Source organism: Amycolatopsis sp. NPDC004378, from assembly GCF_053602455.1.
Map to the genome: position 1 here is coordinate 643,255 of NZ_JBSGDR010000002.1, position 14,585 is coordinate 657,839.

Sequence of the window (14,585 nt, forward strand, 5' to 3'; positions counted from 1 at the left end):
GAGTCACCCCCCGATGGTCCCCCCTCTGATCGAACTCACCGGAGCCACCAAACGGTTCCCGAGCGGGTCCGGTTCCGTGCACACGGCCGTCCGCGACCTGACCATGACCGTGCAGCCCGGCGAGTTCGTCGCCGTCGTCGGCCCGACGGGCTGTGGCAAGTCGACGACGCTCTCGCTGGTCTCCGGGCTGCAGCCGCCGTCCGCCGGCCGGGTGCGGGTCAACGGCGAAGACGTGAAGTCCATTCCGGACGGTGTCGGCTACATGTTCCAGACCGACGCCGTGATGCCGTGGCGGTCGGTGCTGGACAACGTCGCTTCCGGCCCGCGCTTCCGCGGTGTCCCGAAGGCCGAGGCCCGTGCGCAGGCCGTCGACTGGATCGCCCGGGTCGGGCTCGCCGGGTTCGAGAAGTACTACCCGCACCAGCTCTCCGGCGGTATGCGCAAGCGCGTCGCGCTGGCCCAGACGCTGGTCACCAAGCCGAAGATCATGCTGATGGACGAGCCGTTCTCGGCCCTGGACGTCCAGACGCGGGCACTGATGCAGGACGAGCTGCTGCGGCTGTGGTCCGGTTCGGGGGCCGCGGTGATCTTCGTGACCCACGACCTCGACGAGGCCATCGCGCTAGCGGACAAGGTCGTCGTGCTCACGTCGTCGCCTGCCACCGTGAAGGACGTCTTCGAAATTCCCCTGGAGCGGCCGCGGAAGGTCGAGGACCTCCGGCTCACCGACGAGTTCCGCAAGCTCTACGCGGACATCTGGGAATCGTTGCGCAGCGAGGTCGACAAGGCCCGCGAGAAGGGAGCGAGCAATGTCGCTTGAGACCCCCGCCGCTCCGGCCACTTCGCTGCCGGTGCTGGAAACCGAACAGGACATCCTGACGAAGGCGAAGCGGGCGACGTCCCGCCGGAGGCGCAACACCTGGTTGCTGCGGCTGGCGCTGGTGGTCGTCTGGCTCGGCAGCTGGGAGCTGACCGCGACCTACTGGATCGACCCGTTCTTCTACTCGAAGCCGTCCCGGATCTGGGAGCGGCTCAGCCAGTGGGTCACGAGCGGCACCGACTTCGGTTCGCTCTGGTACCAGCTGTGGGTCACCGTCGAGGAAGCCCTGGTCGGCTTCGCGATCGGCGCGGTGGCCGGCGTGATCCTCGGCGTGGTCCTGGGCCGCAGCCAGTACCTGGCCGACGTGCTCGCGCCGTTCATCAAGGCCGCCAACGCCGTGCCGCGCATCGTGCTCGCCTCGCTGTTCGTGATCTGGTTCGGGCTGGGGCTGGCGTCGAAGGTCGCCACCGTCGTCGTGCTGGTGTTCTTCGTGGTGTTCTTCAACGCCTTCACCGGCGCCCGCGAGGTGGACCGCAACCTGATCGACAACGCGCGCATCCTCGGCGCGGGCCGGATGCAGGTGATCAAGGCGATCGTGCTGCCGAGCGCGACGTCGTGGATCCTGTCTTCGCTGCACACCGCGTTCGGCTTCGCGCTGATCGGCGCGGTCGTCGGCGAGTATGCCGGGTCCAAGGCCGGCATCGGCTTCCTCATCTCGAACGCGCAGGGCACGTTCGACTCCGCGGGCATCTACGCCGCGATGATCATCATCACCGTCGTCGCCCTGTTCGCCGAGTGGGGCATCGGGAACCTCGAAGGCCGGCTGCTGCGGTGGCGGCCCTCGATGTCCTCCGCCTCCGACAAGACCGTCATCTGAAAGGGAACGAATCGATGAGGATTCGACGCATCGTCGGCGTGCTCACCGCGCTGACCGTGGCGGCGGCGCTGACCACCGCCTGCCAGGACTCCCGCGTCGCCGCGACGGGCGAGGGCGGCAAGCCGAAGGTCACGATCATGGTGGGCGGCCTGGAAAAGGTCATCTACCTGCCCGCCATGCTTACCCAGCAGCTGGGGAACTTCGCCGCGCAGGGCATCGACGTCGAGCTGCAGAGCGAGCAGTCGGGTGCCAACGCCGAGACCGCGCTCGTCGCCGGGCAGGTGCAGGGCGTGGTCGGGTTCTACGACCACACGATCGACCTGCAGGCCAAGGACCAGTGCATCAAGAGCGTGGTGCAGATGGCCAACATCCCCGGTGAGGCCGAAGTCGTCGGCACCGCGCACGCCGACCAGATCAAGAGCTCGGCCGACTTCAAGGGCAAGAAGCTGGGTGTCACGTCGCTCGGGTCGTCCACCGACTTCCTCACGAAGGCGCTGGCGGCGAAGGCGGGCGTCGGGGCCGACCAGTACACGCCGGTGAAGGTCGGCGCCGGCCAGACGTTCATCGCGAGCCTGGACAACGGCGGCATCGACGGCGGCATGACGACCGACCCGACCATCGCACAGCTGACGAACACCGGCAAGGCGAAGGTGCTGTACGACCTGAGGACGGTCGAGGGCACAAAGGCCGCGCTGGGCGGGCTGTACCCGGCGTCGTCGCTGTACATGAGCTGCGACTTCGTGGACCGGAACAAGGACGCCGTGCAGAAGCTGGCCAACGCGTTCGTGGCCACGCTGAAGTGGATCGGCCAGCACAGCCCGGAGGAGATCGCGGCGAAGATGCCGGCGTCCTACAGCGGCGGCGACAAGGCGCTGTACATCAAGTCCATCAAGGACAGCATCGGCATGTTCAACGCCGACGGGAAGATGGACGCCGACGGCGCCAAGAACGCGCTCAACGTGCTTTCGAGCTTCTCGAAGAACGTGCAGCCGAAGAAGGATTCGATCGACCTGTCGAAGACCTACACGACCGAGTTCGTCGACGCGGCCGCGAAGCAGGGCTAGCAGTCCCCGCTCACCTGACCGGGCGGTTGGTGAGTGTCCATGACCCGTGAAGGCCTCTTCCCCCGCGGAGGCCTTCACGGGTCTTTTCGTTCATTCCCGCGCAATTCCGGCAAATGGTGAGTATTTCCCGGAATGTGAAGACCCTTCGAAAGTAGCTACCTTCTCGCGGTCGCGAATCCAACACTTGGACACACGGCTTTCCCGGTCCCCCTCGGTGAACGGAGTCCCCGCATGTCCAGAATCCTCGCGTCGCGTGCTGCCCGCGTCCTCACGGCGGTTGCCGCGGCGGCCGCCGGCCTCGCCGTTTCCGGCACCGCGCACGCCGCGGTCGAGTACGGCTCGCACTTCCACGGTCACCAGTTCTCCGGCGGGAACTGGGGTGGTTACGTCAGTTTCGGCAGCTTCACCACGGCCACCGCGAGCTGGACCGAGCCGTCGGTGACGTGCCGGTCGACCAACGACCTGTTCGCGCCGTGGGTCGGCATCGACGGCGACGGGTCGTCCACAGTGGAACAGACCGGCGTCGAGACGGACTGCTCGAGCGGGCGTCCGGTGTACTCGGCCTGGTACGAGATGTACCCAGCCGCTCCCGTGTACTACAACGTCTCGGTCGGCGCGGGTGACCACATCACCGCGACGGTGACGCGGACCGCCACGAACACCTACCGGCTCGACCTGACCGACAGCACCAAGGGCTGGACGAAGACCACCACGAAGTCGCTGACGTCGAAGCACTCCTCGGCGGAGGCGATCATCGAGTCGCCGACCGACTCCTACCCGACGATCTCGGGCGGCATCACGTTCACCGGCGTCAAGTTCAACGGGACGAACCTGGCCTCGACGAACCCGTCCGGGCTGAACGCCGACGACCGCGGCACGAACACCTGGATCCCGGGGGCGATCGGCTCGGACGGCCAGAGCTTCACCATCTCCCGCCACTGAGTCACTTCAGGTTGTTGATCGCCCACGCGACCACCATCACGGCCAGGATCAGCGACACGACCGCCTGCAGCATCATCGTCATCTTCGCCCAGATCCGCAGGGGCATGACGTCGGTGGGGCTGAAGGCGGCCGCGTTGGTGAAGGAGAAGTAGAGGTAGTCGAGGTAGGACGGCTCCCAGTTCTGGCGCGCCAGGTCCGGGTCGGCCATCTGCGGGAACTGCAGGTCGGGGAACTCCGCCCGGCCTGCGGCCCGCCGGCCGGGGCCACCGCGGTCGAACTCCCAGTACCAGAGCGAGAAGGCGACGATGTTCGTCCAGTAGACGATCCCGCCGGTGACGAGCACGGCGCCGGCGCGGTCGCCGATGGTGCCGGTCGCGATGCTGTAGACGAGCGTGACAGCGGAGCCGGCGTTGACGGCGGTCACGGCGGCGACCAGCAGCAGCGAAATGACCCGTTCGACGGCGCTGAACTCCGACATCCGGCCGGGGTTCACCAGCAGCAGCGCCACGACCAGCAGCCCGGACACCGAGGGCAGCAGCCACGCCGGGCGCAGGGCCATGTCGTCGGGCAGGGCGACCTGCAGCGCGAGCGTCACGACGACGACGCCCATCGCGGGCCAGCGCGTTTCCCCGGAGGTCCGCCGGCGCCAGGCGGGAAGTGCCTCTTCTGTCACGCGTCCAACGTAGGACGCCCTCGCCCGGCTAGCCAGCCGGTGCGGTCGTCACCTCGCCGGGGAGCTTGCGCGCCACGTCCGTCCGAGACCTCGCGCCCAGCTTCCGCAGCACCTTCGCGACGTGCTGTTCGACCGTGCGTGGCGAGAGGAAGAGGCCGTCCGCGATCTCGCGGTTGGTCCGGCCCTCCGCGAGCATCCGCGCCACCTCGCGTTCCCGCGGCGACAGCTCGCTCCCGTACCCCCGCCGCCCGCGTTGCGAAGGCGCCCACGCGCCGTGCTCGCGCAGCTGGTGACGGCACCGCCCGGCGTCCCGCGTCGCCCCGAGCTGCTCGTACGCCTCGGCCGCGGCCGTCAGCTCGTCGACGGCGTCCCGGTTGCCCGCCGCGAGCCGGCACATCGCCGCGCGTTCCCGCGTCGCCGTCGCGGGGTAGGGCATCGGCAGCGCCGCGTAGCCCGACGCGGCTTCGTCGAACAGCGCCGCCGCGGCGAGGTGCTTGCCGCGAGCTTCGAGCAGCACCGCCCGGCCGGCCACCAGGGCCGCCGACGCCACCGGCGCGTCCCGGCCTTCGATACCGCGGGCGAACGCCTCGACCACGCTGTCGGCCTCCGGCCAGCGCCCGGCCCGCGCGTAGGCCTGGGCCGCGGCCGGGACCAGCCCCGCCGCCCAGATCCAGACGCCCTTGCGGCCGGCCGCGGCCACCGCGGTGTCCGCCGCCGCGCAGGCGCCGTCGACGTCGTCGGTCGCGAGCAGCACCGTGATCAGCACGCCGGCCGCCGAGAGCACCACCGGGATCGGCCCGCGGTCCGGCGCGTGCACGCTCGCCGCGGTCAGGTGCCGTTGCGCGGCGGCGAACTCGCCGCGCACGGCCGCGAGCCCGCCGAGCACCAGCGACGACTCCATGACGATCGGGCCCAGCTCCGGGTAGCTGTCGCGCAGCTGCTCGGCCGTTTCGGCGAGGCCGTGCCAGCGCCCGCGCACCCAGTCGAGCCGGACGCGCGTGCCCTGGATCAGGCCGATCGCGTACAACGCACCCGCGTCGGTCGCGCGCCGGACGCCTTCGGTCACCAGCCGTTCCGCGCGGTCGAGGTGACCGGCCCACGACTGGCCGTCGGCGAGGTTGCACCACAGCCGGGCCAGCTGGACGCGCTCGGCGACCGTGCCGACGGTGTCCGACAGCGCCTCGAACTCCGCCCACGCCGAGCCGTCGCCGACGTGCGAGGCCGCCGCGATGCGGTCGGCGGTCAGGGCGAGCCGCAGCTCGGGGTCGTCGAGCCGCTCGTACACCTCGCCCGCGCGGGCGCGCCAGGATTCGTGCCAGGACAACGGCGTCAGGCCGTCGATCGGCTGGGCCAGCAGCGTGATCCCGCGGGCCGCCAGGTCGGGCCGGTCGGTCAGCTCGCCGATCGCGCGCTCGACTTCGAGGCGCCCGCGGCCCAGCCCGCCGATGGTCCGGACCTGCAGCATGCCGAGGCTGAGCCGGATCGAGCCGCGGACCGACGGCGGCAGCGTCACCTCTTCGAGGACGCGCTCGAGGGTGCCGATGACGTCGGGGCGGAACCCGCGCAGCGCGACCTGGCTCAGCTTGCCGGCGACGCGCCCGACGTCGGACTCCGCCGGGCCCGGCTCGGCCAGCACCGACTGGAGGAGGTCGATCGCGCGGGACGTCTCGCCGCGCGTGATGGCTTCGTCGGCGGCCGCTTCGGCGTAGTGCCGCCACTGGTCGACGCGGCCCGCCGCGCGGGAATGCCGGGCCAGCAACGTGAGCGGCGGCGACGGCTGCGCGGCCAGCACGCGGATCGCCTGCGAGTGCAGCAACGCGCGTTCGGGCCCGCTCACCGTGTCGTAGACCGCCTTGCGCGCCAACGGGTGCCGGAAGCCGTACTTGCCGTCGCCGACTTCGCCGAGCACCCCGCCGGACAACGTCGCGAGCAACGCCGTGCGCAGGGTGTCTTCCGGCAGCCCGGCCAGTTCGCCGAGCACGGCGGCTTCGGCGCCGACGCCGAGCACCGCGGCCGCGCCGGCCAGTTGCGCGGCCGGCCCGGGCAGCGCGGAAAGCCGTTCGGTGACGGCCTCCCGCAGCAGCACCGGGACTTCGAGGTTCTCCAGCATCCGGTCGGAAAGGACTTCGCCGACCGGCAGCCGCTCGGCCGCTTCGCGCAGCGCGCGCAGGGTTTCCTCGACCACGAACGGGATCCCGGCCGTGCACTCGTGCAGCTTGGCCGCGAACTCGTCGGTGACCCGGGGCAGTTCGAGGATTTCGACCGCGAGCTTCCGGACCGCGGTGACGTCCAGCGCGCCGAGCGCGACGCGGGCGGAGTGCACCGAGGCATCGGTCCGGAACGGCGCGCCGAGCGGCCCGGGGCGGACATCGGTCGCGGACCGGTAGGTGGCGACCACCGCCAGCTCCGGCGGCATCGACCCGGCGAGGAACCGCAGGAGGTCGCGGGTGTCCTCGTCGGCCCACTGGAGGTCGTCGATCAGCACCAGGGTGGGCCCGCACGCGGCCAGCAGCTCCCGGATCGCGCGGAACACGCGGTGGCGCTCGGCCACCGGGTCGGCGAGGGGCTCGGGACGCGGGGGAAGCGCTTCCGCGAGCTCCGGCAGCAGCGGCCGCAGCACCCCGGCGACCGGGCTGAGCGGTCCGAGAGGCACCTCGCTCGTTTGCGGCGAAGCACCGGACGTCACGGCATGCGTTTCGGGGGTCCGGGTGGCGAAGCCCCCGGCCCGGGGCGAGGCCCCGGATGTCACCGTGCGAAGCGCTTCCAGCACCGGCCCGTAGGGGAACGGTTCGCGCAGCGGCTGGCAGGCGCCGGTCAGCACCCGGCCGCCGTCGAACTCCTTGCGGCGCCCGATCTCCGCGAGCAGCCGGGTGCGGCCCATGCCGGGCTCGCCCTCGATCAGCACGGCCGCCGGGCGCCGCCGGAGCACGTCGACGATAGCGTCGAGCTCGGCGTCGCGGCCGGTCAGCCGGGCGGGTCCGGACCGGACGGAGACCGAGGTGGGGCGGGGAGCCGTCAGCCACATACGGACCTCCTCGACGTTGTGCGCGGGAGCCTAAGCAGCGCCTCTCGCCCCGTAAACCATTAACCGAATACGTGGCCGGCACGGCCCTCACACGTTCGCCTACCCGCCGTCACCGGATCGCCGCGGGATTCGCGGGTCCGGCGTCACTGCGCGTGGAAAATCTCCGCGCCTACCGCGTTCCGGTGGCGCTTACCGCGTTCCGGGCGGTGTCCCGGCTACTGAAAGTAGTCCACGGAAACCCTACTTAAGGACCTGTCCGACCGGGTGACGACCTGCGGTCGGGACCGCTTGGAGCAGGGGATACGTCCGGACCGAATGCGTATACGCATTCGCCGGGTGCCCGGATTGCACCGTAACGCCCACTGCGGGGACCCTCACCCGGGGGAGTACCACTGCGTGGCCAGTGCAGAGCCGCGCGTAACCACCTAGGGAGAAGCATGAAGATCGCCAGACTCTTCGGTGCCGCTGCCGCCGCGGTGACGATGACGGGTGCGCTCGTCGCGGTCGCCGTCCCCGCGTCGGGCCAGGACCTGCTGAACCCGGACATCGTGCCCGCCATGCAGCGCGACCTGGGCCTGACCCACGACCAGGTGCTGACGCGGCTGAAGAGCGAAGACGTCGCGAACAAGGTCACCGAGGCCGTCACCGCGACGCTCGGCGACGCCTTCGGCGGCGCCACCTACAACGCCGCGACGGGCAAGGCGCACATCCAGACCACGAACGCCGCGGACGTCGCCAAGATCCAGGCGGCCGGGGCCGAGGCGGAGGTCGTGAAGTTCAGCGCCCGCCAGCTCGACTCCACTGTGGACAGGTTCAAGGCCCTCGACGCCACGGCGCCGTACGCGATCACCGGCTGGGGCGTCGATTCCGTCACCAACCGCGTCACCCTTTCCGTCCTGCAGGGCCAGCGCGCCGCGGCCGACGCGTTCGTCGCGCGGTCCGGTGTGGACAAGTCGTCGGTCACGATCCTCGACGCGACGGCGAAGCCGACGCTGCACGCCAACATCCGCGGCGGGGACGCCTACTACATCGGTGGCTCGGCGCGCTGCTCGGTCGGTTTCGCGACCACGACCGGCTTCGTCACCGCCGGCCACTGCGGTGCGCTCACCGGCGGCGGCTCGCTGACCGGCTCGAACGGCGCCGCGCTCGGCAGCTGGATCACCTACCGCTTCCCGGGTGTCGACTACGCGGCGGTCCGGACCAACAGCAGCTGGACCCCGGTCGCGCAGATGAACAACGGGACCGCGGTGCGCGGGTCGTCGAACGCGGCGACCGGCTCGTCGGTCTGCAAGGCCGGCTCGACCACCGGCTGGACCTGCGGCACCATCGGCGCGAAGAACCAGAGCGTCCGCTACTCCGAGGGCACGGTCAACGGCATGACCGCGACCAACGTCCACTCGGCGGCCGGTGACTCCGGCGGCGGCTTCATCGCCGGCAATTACGCGCAGGGCGTCCTGTCCGGCGGCAACAGCAGCGTGACCTACTTCTACCCGATCGCCGGCGCGCTGTCCGGCACCGGCACGACCCTGAAGACCAGCTGACGTCCCGGACACAGCGAAAGGGCGGGTTTCGAGTGCCTCCAGCGCACTCGAAACCCGCCCTTCGTCCTCGCCGCGGGAATGGGAGGTTCGGGGGTCAGACGTTGCTGATCTCCTCGATCAGCCCGTCGACGTCGAAGTGCGCGCTCTCTTCGCCGAGCGGCACCAGTTCGTAGGACGCCTCGAGGAACGTCCGGACGTCCTCGACTTCCAGCTCGAACGACGCATAGCCGTCCGGTGACTCGATTTCGAGGGTGAGGAAGTCTTCGTCCTCGGACAGGTCCGGGCGGATCCGGACGTCGCCGAGGCCGGCCGGCTCGTCGAGCCCGGCCACGAGGAGGTCACGCGCGAAGGTCCACTCGATCCACCGGCCGCGCTCGGTCCGGAACGCGACGGTGACCGCGAACGGCTCGTCGGCGTGGTAGGACAGCCGGGACAGGACGGGCGTGGTGCTCTCGTTCAGCACCACGAACTGGCTCTGGTGAACGGCGTCGGTCTGCATGGCCCCTCCTGGAGTCCGGGTGGCGGTTCGCGCGGCGCGAACTGTTCGAGGAGGAGATGACCAGGCCCGACGGTCATGACGAAGAAACTCTCACGTTCACTTGATCGGTTGCATCCGTCCATTGTGGTGTAACGTCCGGCACATACCCCTTGCGGTCATCCGGCGACTGCCGGTGACGACTCGCGCAGCGCCCCCGGGAGCTTCTTCCGCAGGACGAGCAGCGCCGGGACCGCGGACGCGCAGGTCAGGGCCAGTACCGACCAGGTCAGCGCGTTGCCGGCGCTGAGCAGGGCGGCCAGCAACCCGGGCGCGAGCGCGACGGGCAGGCCCCAGGAGAGCTGGAAGATCGAGCTGGCCCGGCCTTCGGCACCCGGCGGCGCGGCCGCGGCGGCCGTCGCGGTGCCGGTCGGCCCGAACATCGCCTCCGCGACGGAGAAGCCGAGGCTCGTGACGAGGATCAACCCGGTCGCGACGGGCAGGGGGACGATTTCCAACGGGATCAGCAGGGCGAAGGAAACCGAGAACAGCACCGCGGCGCCGATCAGCGCGGCGGTCCGGCTGTGGCCGGCGAGCTTCGCGACGATCGGGCGCTGCGCCGTCACGACGACGACGGTGCCGAGGGTGATCGCGGTCCCGGCGATCCACTGTGGACCGTGCAGCAGGTCCCGGACGACGATCGGCAGCACGGCGAACTTGCTCGCGCTGGCGAGCGTGAAAGCCGTGTGGGTGAGGCAGAAGCCGGTGTACGGCCGGTCCCCGAGCACGGCCCGCCAGCCGCCCGCGGCGCCACTTCCACGTGAAGGTGGCGCCGCCTGGTGGTCGCGTTCACGTGGAAGTGCCGGCAGCAACGCCATCAACACCGCCGCGACCGCGAAGCTCGCCGCGTTCGCGTACGCCAGTGCGTGGAAGGCCGCCTGGCTCGTGATCGTCGGCAGCACCGCGGTCGCCGCCGCGCCGATCCCGGCGCCCGCGAACCGGCCGATCGTCTGCGTGGCCAGCATGCGGTCGGTGCCCGGCCCGTCGGTGAGCCGCGCGACCATCGGCGCGTTGCACGTCCAGAAGAGCCGGTCGCCGAAGCCGGCCACCAGCGAGACCGCGATCACCTGCCAGCTGGTGTGGACCAGTGGGTACGCGCAGAAGGCCGCGAGCCGCACGAGGTTGCCCGTGAGGAGCAGGGCGCGCGGGCCGAAGCGGTCCATCGCGGCCCCGGTGGCCGGGCCGGTGACGAGCGCGAGCAGCGCGCCGGTGCTCAGCGACGTGCCCGCGTCGAGCAGGCCCATGCCCTGCCCGTGCACGAGGAACAGCAGCGCGAACGGGACCCACAGTCCGCTGCCGAGCGCGTCGATCAAGGTGGCGGTCAGGAAGATCCGGCGGTTCCGAAGCATGCACCCCCCAGGTGGACAGCGCTCCAGGATATCGCCCGCCTACGGCCCGAGCGGCAGCCCGAGCCCGACCTTCACGCGGTCCATCGCCACGCTCGTCGTGAAGTGCCGGACGTTCGGGTTGTCGAAGAACATCCGCCGGGTGAACGCCTCGAAGCCCGCCATGTCCGGGCACGTCACGACCAGCACGAAGTCCGCGTTGCCGGTGACGTAGTAGCACTGCTGGACGCAGTCGTCGGCCAGGACCTGCCGGCGGAACGCGTCCAGGACCGCCAGGTTCTCCCGCTCCATCTCGACCATGACGACGAACGTCATGCTCAGCCCGAGCGCCTCCGGCGACAGCACCGCGACCTCGCGCTCGATCACGCCCGCCTCGCGCAGCCGCTTGATCCGCCGTTGCACCGCCGCGGCCGAGAGGCCGACCTTCGCGCCGATCGTCTCGGCGATCGTGCGGGCGTCCTGCTGGAGGCAGGCGAGGATGGCGATGTCGAGCTGGTCGAGGTCGGGTGTCTGCACTCCAGCAGGCTAGCCGGGGGCTCCGACAGTTCGCCGGAGTTCGCTCTCGGCTCCCTCCTCCGTGACGTCGCTCACTACTCCGTCCGAGGCGAAAGTGAAACAACTTTTTCCGTGACCTGGAACACAACTCACCGGTCTACCAGGGGGTAGCCCATAGAAGTGGAAGACCTGCCGGTCGTTCGCCAACCCGCCGGCGTGGGGAGGCTCCACCGTGCCCGCACCTGCCGCCGTGTTGACCGGCCTCGGTTCGATGTTGCCGACGAAAGTCCTGGACAACCACGAGATCGCGGCCCGGCTCGACACCACGGACGAGTGGATCCGGACTCGCACCGGCATCCGCGAGCGCCGCGTCGCCGGGCCCGGCGAGTCCACTGTGGACCTCGCGGTCGGCGCGGGCCGGGAGGCGCTCGGGGGCGGGTCGGCCGACGCCGTCGTCCTCGCCACCTCCACGCCCGACCAGCCCTGCCCGGCCAGCGCGCCGCAGGTCGCCGCCCGGCTCGGGCTCGGCACCGCCGCGGCCTTCGACGTCAACGCCGTGTGCAGCGGCTTCGTCTACGCCCTGGCGACCTCGGCGGGCCTGATCGCGGGCGGCCTCGCCGAGCGCGTGCTCGTGATCGGCGCCGACACCTTCACCACGCTGATCGACCCCGGGGACCGCACGACCGTCCCGATCTTCGGCGACGGCGCCGGCGCGGTCCTGCTGCGGGCGGGCGACGCGGCCGAGCCCGGCGCGTTCGGGCCGTTCGACCTGCACAGCGAGGGTGACCACGCCGCCCTGCTGTGGGTCGAGGCCGGGGGCGCGCGCAAGCGGCTCTCGGACACCCCGGCCGACCGGTTCCTCGCCATGCAGGGCACCGCGGTGTTCCGGCACGCCTGCGCGCGGATGGCGGAGTCGTCGCGGACGGTCCTGGAGCGCGCGGGCTGGATGGTCGGCGACGTCGACCGCTTCGTCGGGCACCAGGCCAACATCCGGATCCTCCAGGCGACGGCGAAGCAGCTGGGCATGCCGGCCGACGCGGTCGTCGCGAACATCGACCGGGTCGGCAACACCAGCGCCGCGTCGATCCCGCTCGCGCTGGCCGACGCCCGGGCGGACGGCACCCTCGCGCCCGGCCACCGCGTGCTGCTCAGCGCGTTCGGCGCGGGCCTGACCTGGGGTTCGACGGTGCTGCGCTGGCCGGAGCTGGGTCAACCGTCCTGAGGGTCCGGGCCGGCCGTCCAGGTCGGCGTCGGCTCCTGGCGGCCGCGTAGCTCCAGCTCGCCGTGCTTGCGCCAGTGCGCGGCTTCGCTCGGCAGGGCCGCCGAGACCACGGCGTCGCTGGCGAGGATCCGGGACGGCACCGCCTTGGCCAGCTCGGTCAGCCGCGCGGCCTCGTTGACCGCGTCGCCGATCACCGTGTACTCGAGCCGGCTGCTGGTGCCGAGCTGCCCGGCGAACACCGGGCCGCTCGAGACGCCGATGCCGAGGTCGAGCTCGCCGTCCGCGCACACCTCGTCGCGGATCGCGCGGGCCGCGGCCAGCGCGGCCGTCGGTGCGTCCGAAAGCCGGGTCGGGGCGCCGAAGATGCACAGCGCGGCGTCGCCCTGGAACTTGTTGACCAGCCCGCCGCGGGCGTTCACCGCGGACACGACGGCGGCGAACAGCCGGTTCAGCTTCGCCACCAGTTCTTCCGGCGGCGTGCGGTAGGCGAGCGCGGTCGAGTCGACGACGTCGACGAACAACGCCGTGACCTCGCGGACGTCGCCGGACAGCGACGCGCCGTACTCCAGGGCGTGCCGGGCGACGTCGGCGCCGACGTGCCTGCCGAACAGGTCCCGCATCCGGGCCTGCTCGCGCAGGCCGGCGGCGAGCTGGTTGACCGACGTCTGGAGCAGGCCGATCTCGCTGGAGTCGTCGACGTCGACCGCGACACTGTTGTCGCCGCGCGCGATCCGGTCGAGGGCCACGCGCAGCCGGTGCAGCGGCGCCGCGACCGCCCGGGCCAGCAGCGCGGTGCCGATGGCCCCGACGCCGAGGCCGATCACCGACAGCATGATCAGGCTGGCCCTGTGGTCGCCCGAGCCGAGGTCGGGCGGCGTCGCGATGAGCAGGACGCCGACGAACGGGACGCCGCTGGCGAGCGCCCAGGTGACGACCAGCCGCGTCAGCACGGTCACCGGCAGCGAGCCGCGCGGCGGCAGGATGCCGAGCGCGATCGTCATCACCGGCCGCGCCACCCACTCGGCGGCCAGGTAGGTGAGCCCGACGGTGGTGAGGCCACCGAGCCCGATCACGGTCGCCATCCCGACCGCGTCCTCGGCCGAGCCGAGCACCCCGGCCAGCACGCTGAGGACGACCGTGCCGATCAGCCAGAGCGTCCCGCTGACCACGGCCATGTCGACGGGCAGCCGCAGCGCGCGCTTGGCCTCGCTCTCCGAGGGCGGGCGGCCGAGCACGAACCAGATCGCGGTGCGGCGCTGCAGGAAGGCCGTCCACAGTGTCCCGACGAGCAGGGAGACGGCGACGATCCCGGCGGCGGTCAGGCCGAGCACCCAGCCGCGGTCGCCGACGTCGTTCGGCAGCCCCTGCAGCAGCAGGAGCAGGGCGACGACGCCGGAGCCGGCCACACTGGACCCGACGCCCAGCCCGGCGAAGCCCAGGCTGGTGCGCAGGACCACCCGGAAGTTGCCGATCTTGCGCACGGCGTCGATCGTACGGCGGAAAATGCGTGGCCACCCCCGGTGGCCGTGGTTACCGTGCGGAGCATGGACCCACTCGGCCAGGACGAGATCCGGGCCTCGTTCGTCAACTGCACCCGCGGCGAAGCGAAGGGCGTGACGCTGCCGGCCCGGCCCGGGGAAATCCCGTGGGAGAAGCGCGAGTTCCTCGGCTGGCGCGACCCGAAGGCGCCGGCGCGCGCCTACCTCGTGCTGCCCTTCCACGGCGAAGTGGTCGGGCTCGCCCTGCGTGCCGCCCCGGCGCCGAAGTCCCGGCTGCGCAGCAACACCTGCGGCTTCTGCACGACCACCCACGGCCTCGCCGACATCACGCTGTTCTCCGGCAGGCGCGCCGGGAAGCCCGGCCGCGAGGGCAACACGCTGGGCATCTACGCCTGCGGCAACCTGGGCTGCTGCCAGTACGTCCGCGGCGAACTGAAGTCCGACGTGCCCCAGCCGTTCGAGACGCTCACCCTGGACGAACGCCTCGCGCGGCTGGAGGAGAAGCTGCACAAGTTCGTCGCGCGGGTGCTGGAGTCCCGTTAGGAG

At 71.4% G+C, this 14,585-nt stretch carries 13 protein-coding genes; 7 read left to right on the forward strand and 6 right to left on the reverse strand.

What is annotated here, in order from left to right; all coding sequences use genetic code 11:
- Positions 1-13: 13 nt before the first annotated feature.
- From ACWEN0_RS10785 to ACWEN0_RS10800, 4 genes are all read left to right on the forward strand, one after another.
- Positions 14-820: an ABC transporter ATP-binding protein gene (locus tag ACWEN0_RS10785; RefSeq protein ID WP_451971514.1), complete on the forward strand. Its 807-nt coding sequence runs from the start codon at positions 14-16 to the stop codon at positions 818-820.
- A complete protein-coding gene (locus tag ACWEN0_RS10790; RefSeq protein WP_451971517.1) occupies positions 810-1,697 on the forward strand; it encodes an ABC transporter permease in 888 nt (295 codons plus the stop codon). The genes ACWEN0_RS10785 and ACWEN0_RS10790 overlap by 11 nt, the downstream gene beginning before the upstream one ends.
- A gap of 14 nt (positions 1,698-1,711) precedes the next feature.
- Complete coding sequence (locus tag ACWEN0_RS10795; RefSeq protein ID WP_451971520.1) at positions 1,712-2,761, forward strand: ABC transporter substrate-binding protein; 1,050 nt, start codon at positions 1,712-1,714, stop codon at positions 2,759-2,761.
- Between the two features lie 231 nt (positions 2,762-2,992).
- Positions 2,993-3,703 (forward strand): G1 family glutamic endopeptidase, encoded by a 711-nt coding sequence (locus ACWEN0_RS10800; protein ID WP_451971523.1) that lies wholly within the window; start codon positions 2,993-2,995, stop codon positions 3,701-3,703.
- Between the two features lies 1 nt (position 3,704).
- On the opposite strand, the gene ACWEN0_RS10805 is transcribed toward ACWEN0_RS10800, so the two are convergent.
- Positions 3,705-4,313, reverse strand: a complete 609-nt coding sequence (locus ACWEN0_RS10805) for a hypothetical protein (protein WP_451972010.1) — start codon at positions 4,311-4,313, stop codon at positions 3,705-3,707.
- A gap of 91 nt (positions 4,314-4,404) precedes the next feature.
- A complete protein-coding gene (locus tag ACWEN0_RS10810) occupies positions 4,405-7,401 on the reverse strand; it encodes an ATP-binding protein (RefSeq protein ID WP_451971525.1) in 2,997 nt (998 codons plus the stop codon).
- A 437-nt stretch (positions 7,402-7,838) separates the two neighbouring features.
- On the opposite strand from ACWEN0_RS10810, the gene ACWEN0_RS10815 reads away from it, so the two are divergent.
- Positions 7,839-8,942: a S1 family peptidase gene (locus ACWEN0_RS10815; protein ID WP_451971528.1), complete on the forward strand. Its 1,104-nt coding sequence runs from the start codon at positions 7,839-7,841 to the stop codon at positions 8,940-8,942.
- Positions 8,943-9,036: 94 nt separating this feature from the next.
- On the opposite strand, the gene ACWEN0_RS10820 is transcribed toward ACWEN0_RS10815, so the two are convergent.
- From ACWEN0_RS10820 to ACWEN0_RS10830, 3 genes are all read right to left on the reverse strand, one after another.
- Complete coding sequence (locus tag ACWEN0_RS10820; protein WP_451971531.1) at positions 9,037-9,441, reverse strand: SsgA family sporulation/cell division regulator; 405 nt, start codon at positions 9,439-9,441, stop codon at positions 9,037-9,039.
- 155 nt (positions 9,442-9,596) lie between these two features.
- Positions 9,597-10,826, reverse strand: coding sequence for an MFS transporter (locus tag ACWEN0_RS10825; RefSeq protein ID WP_451971534.1), 1,230 nt, complete (start codon positions 10,824-10,826; stop codon positions 9,597-9,599).
- A gap of 39 nt (positions 10,827-10,865) precedes the next feature.
- Positions 10,866-11,339: an Lrp/AsnC family transcriptional regulator gene (locus ACWEN0_RS10830; protein ID WP_451971537.1), complete on the reverse strand. Its 474-nt coding sequence runs from the start codon at positions 11,337-11,339 to the stop codon at positions 10,866-10,868.
- A 211-nt stretch (positions 11,340-11,550) separates the two neighbouring features.
- Between ACWEN0_RS10830 and ACWEN0_RS10835 the strand changes: the two genes are divergently transcribed.
- Positions 11,551-12,540, forward strand: a complete 990-nt coding sequence (locus tag ACWEN0_RS10835; protein WP_451971540.1) for a beta-ketoacyl-ACP synthase III — start codon at positions 11,551-11,553, stop codon at positions 12,538-12,540.
- Here the strand turns inward: ACWEN0_RS10835 and ACWEN0_RS10840 are convergent.
- Entirely contained in the window at positions 12,528-14,021 is a 1,494-nt protein-coding gene (locus ACWEN0_RS10840; RefSeq protein ID WP_451971543.1) for an adenylate/guanylate cyclase domain-containing protein, read from the reverse strand. The two genes, ACWEN0_RS10835 and ACWEN0_RS10840, sit on opposite strands and share 13 nt — an antisense overlap.
- Positions 14,022-14,084: 63 nt before the next feature.
- On the opposite strand from ACWEN0_RS10840, the gene ACWEN0_RS10845 reads away from it, so the two are divergent.
- Positions 14,085-14,582 (forward strand): FBP domain-containing protein, encoded by a 498-nt coding sequence (locus tag ACWEN0_RS10845; protein WP_451971546.1) that lies wholly within the window; start codon positions 14,085-14,087, stop codon positions 14,580-14,582.
- The last annotated feature ends 3 nt before the right edge of the window (positions 14,583-14,585 follow it).

Excerpts from the sequence above, each read along its gene's own strand:
- ACWEN0_RS10795 (WP_451971520.1), top strand. The coding sequence starts at position 1,712 with ATGAGGATTCGACGCATCGTCGGCGTGCTCACCGCGCTGACCGTGGCG.
- ACWEN0_RS10805 (WP_451972010.1), bottom strand. The coding sequence starts at position 4,313 with ATGGGCGTCGTCGTCGTGACGCTCGCGCTGCAGGTCGCCCTGCCCGAC.
- ACWEN0_RS10820 (WP_451971531.1), bottom strand. The coding sequence starts at position 9,441 with ATGCAGACCGACGCCGTTCACCAGAGCCAGTTCGTGGTGCTGAACGAG.
- ACWEN0_RS10800 (WP_451971523.1), top strand. The coding sequence starts at position 2,993 with ATGTCCAGAATCCTCGCGTCGCGTGCTGCCCGCGTCCTCACGGCGGTT.
- ACWEN0_RS10845 (WP_451971546.1), top strand. The coding sequence starts at position 14,085 with ATGGACCCACTCGGCCAGGACGAGATCCGGGCCTCGTTCGTCAACTGC.
- ACWEN0_RS10810 (WP_451971525.1), bottom strand. The coding sequence starts at position 7,401 with ATGTGGCTGACGGCTCCCCGCCCCACCTCGGTCTCCGTCCGGTCCGGA.
- ACWEN0_RS10825 (WP_451971534.1), bottom strand. The coding sequence starts at position 10,826 with ATGCTTCGGAACCGCCGGATCTTCCTGACCGCCACCTTGATCGACGCG.
- ACWEN0_RS10815 (WP_451971528.1), top strand. The coding sequence starts at position 7,839 with ATGAAGATCGCCAGACTCTTCGGTGCCGCTGCCGCCGCGGTGACGATG.
- ACWEN0_RS10790 (WP_451971517.1), top strand. The coding sequence starts at position 810 with ATGTCGCTTGAGACCCCCGCCGCTCCGGCCACTTCGCTGCCGGTGCTG.
- ACWEN0_RS10785 (WP_451971514.1), top strand. The coding sequence starts at position 14 with ATGGTCCCCCCTCTGATCGAACTCACCGGAGCCACCAAACGGTTCCCG.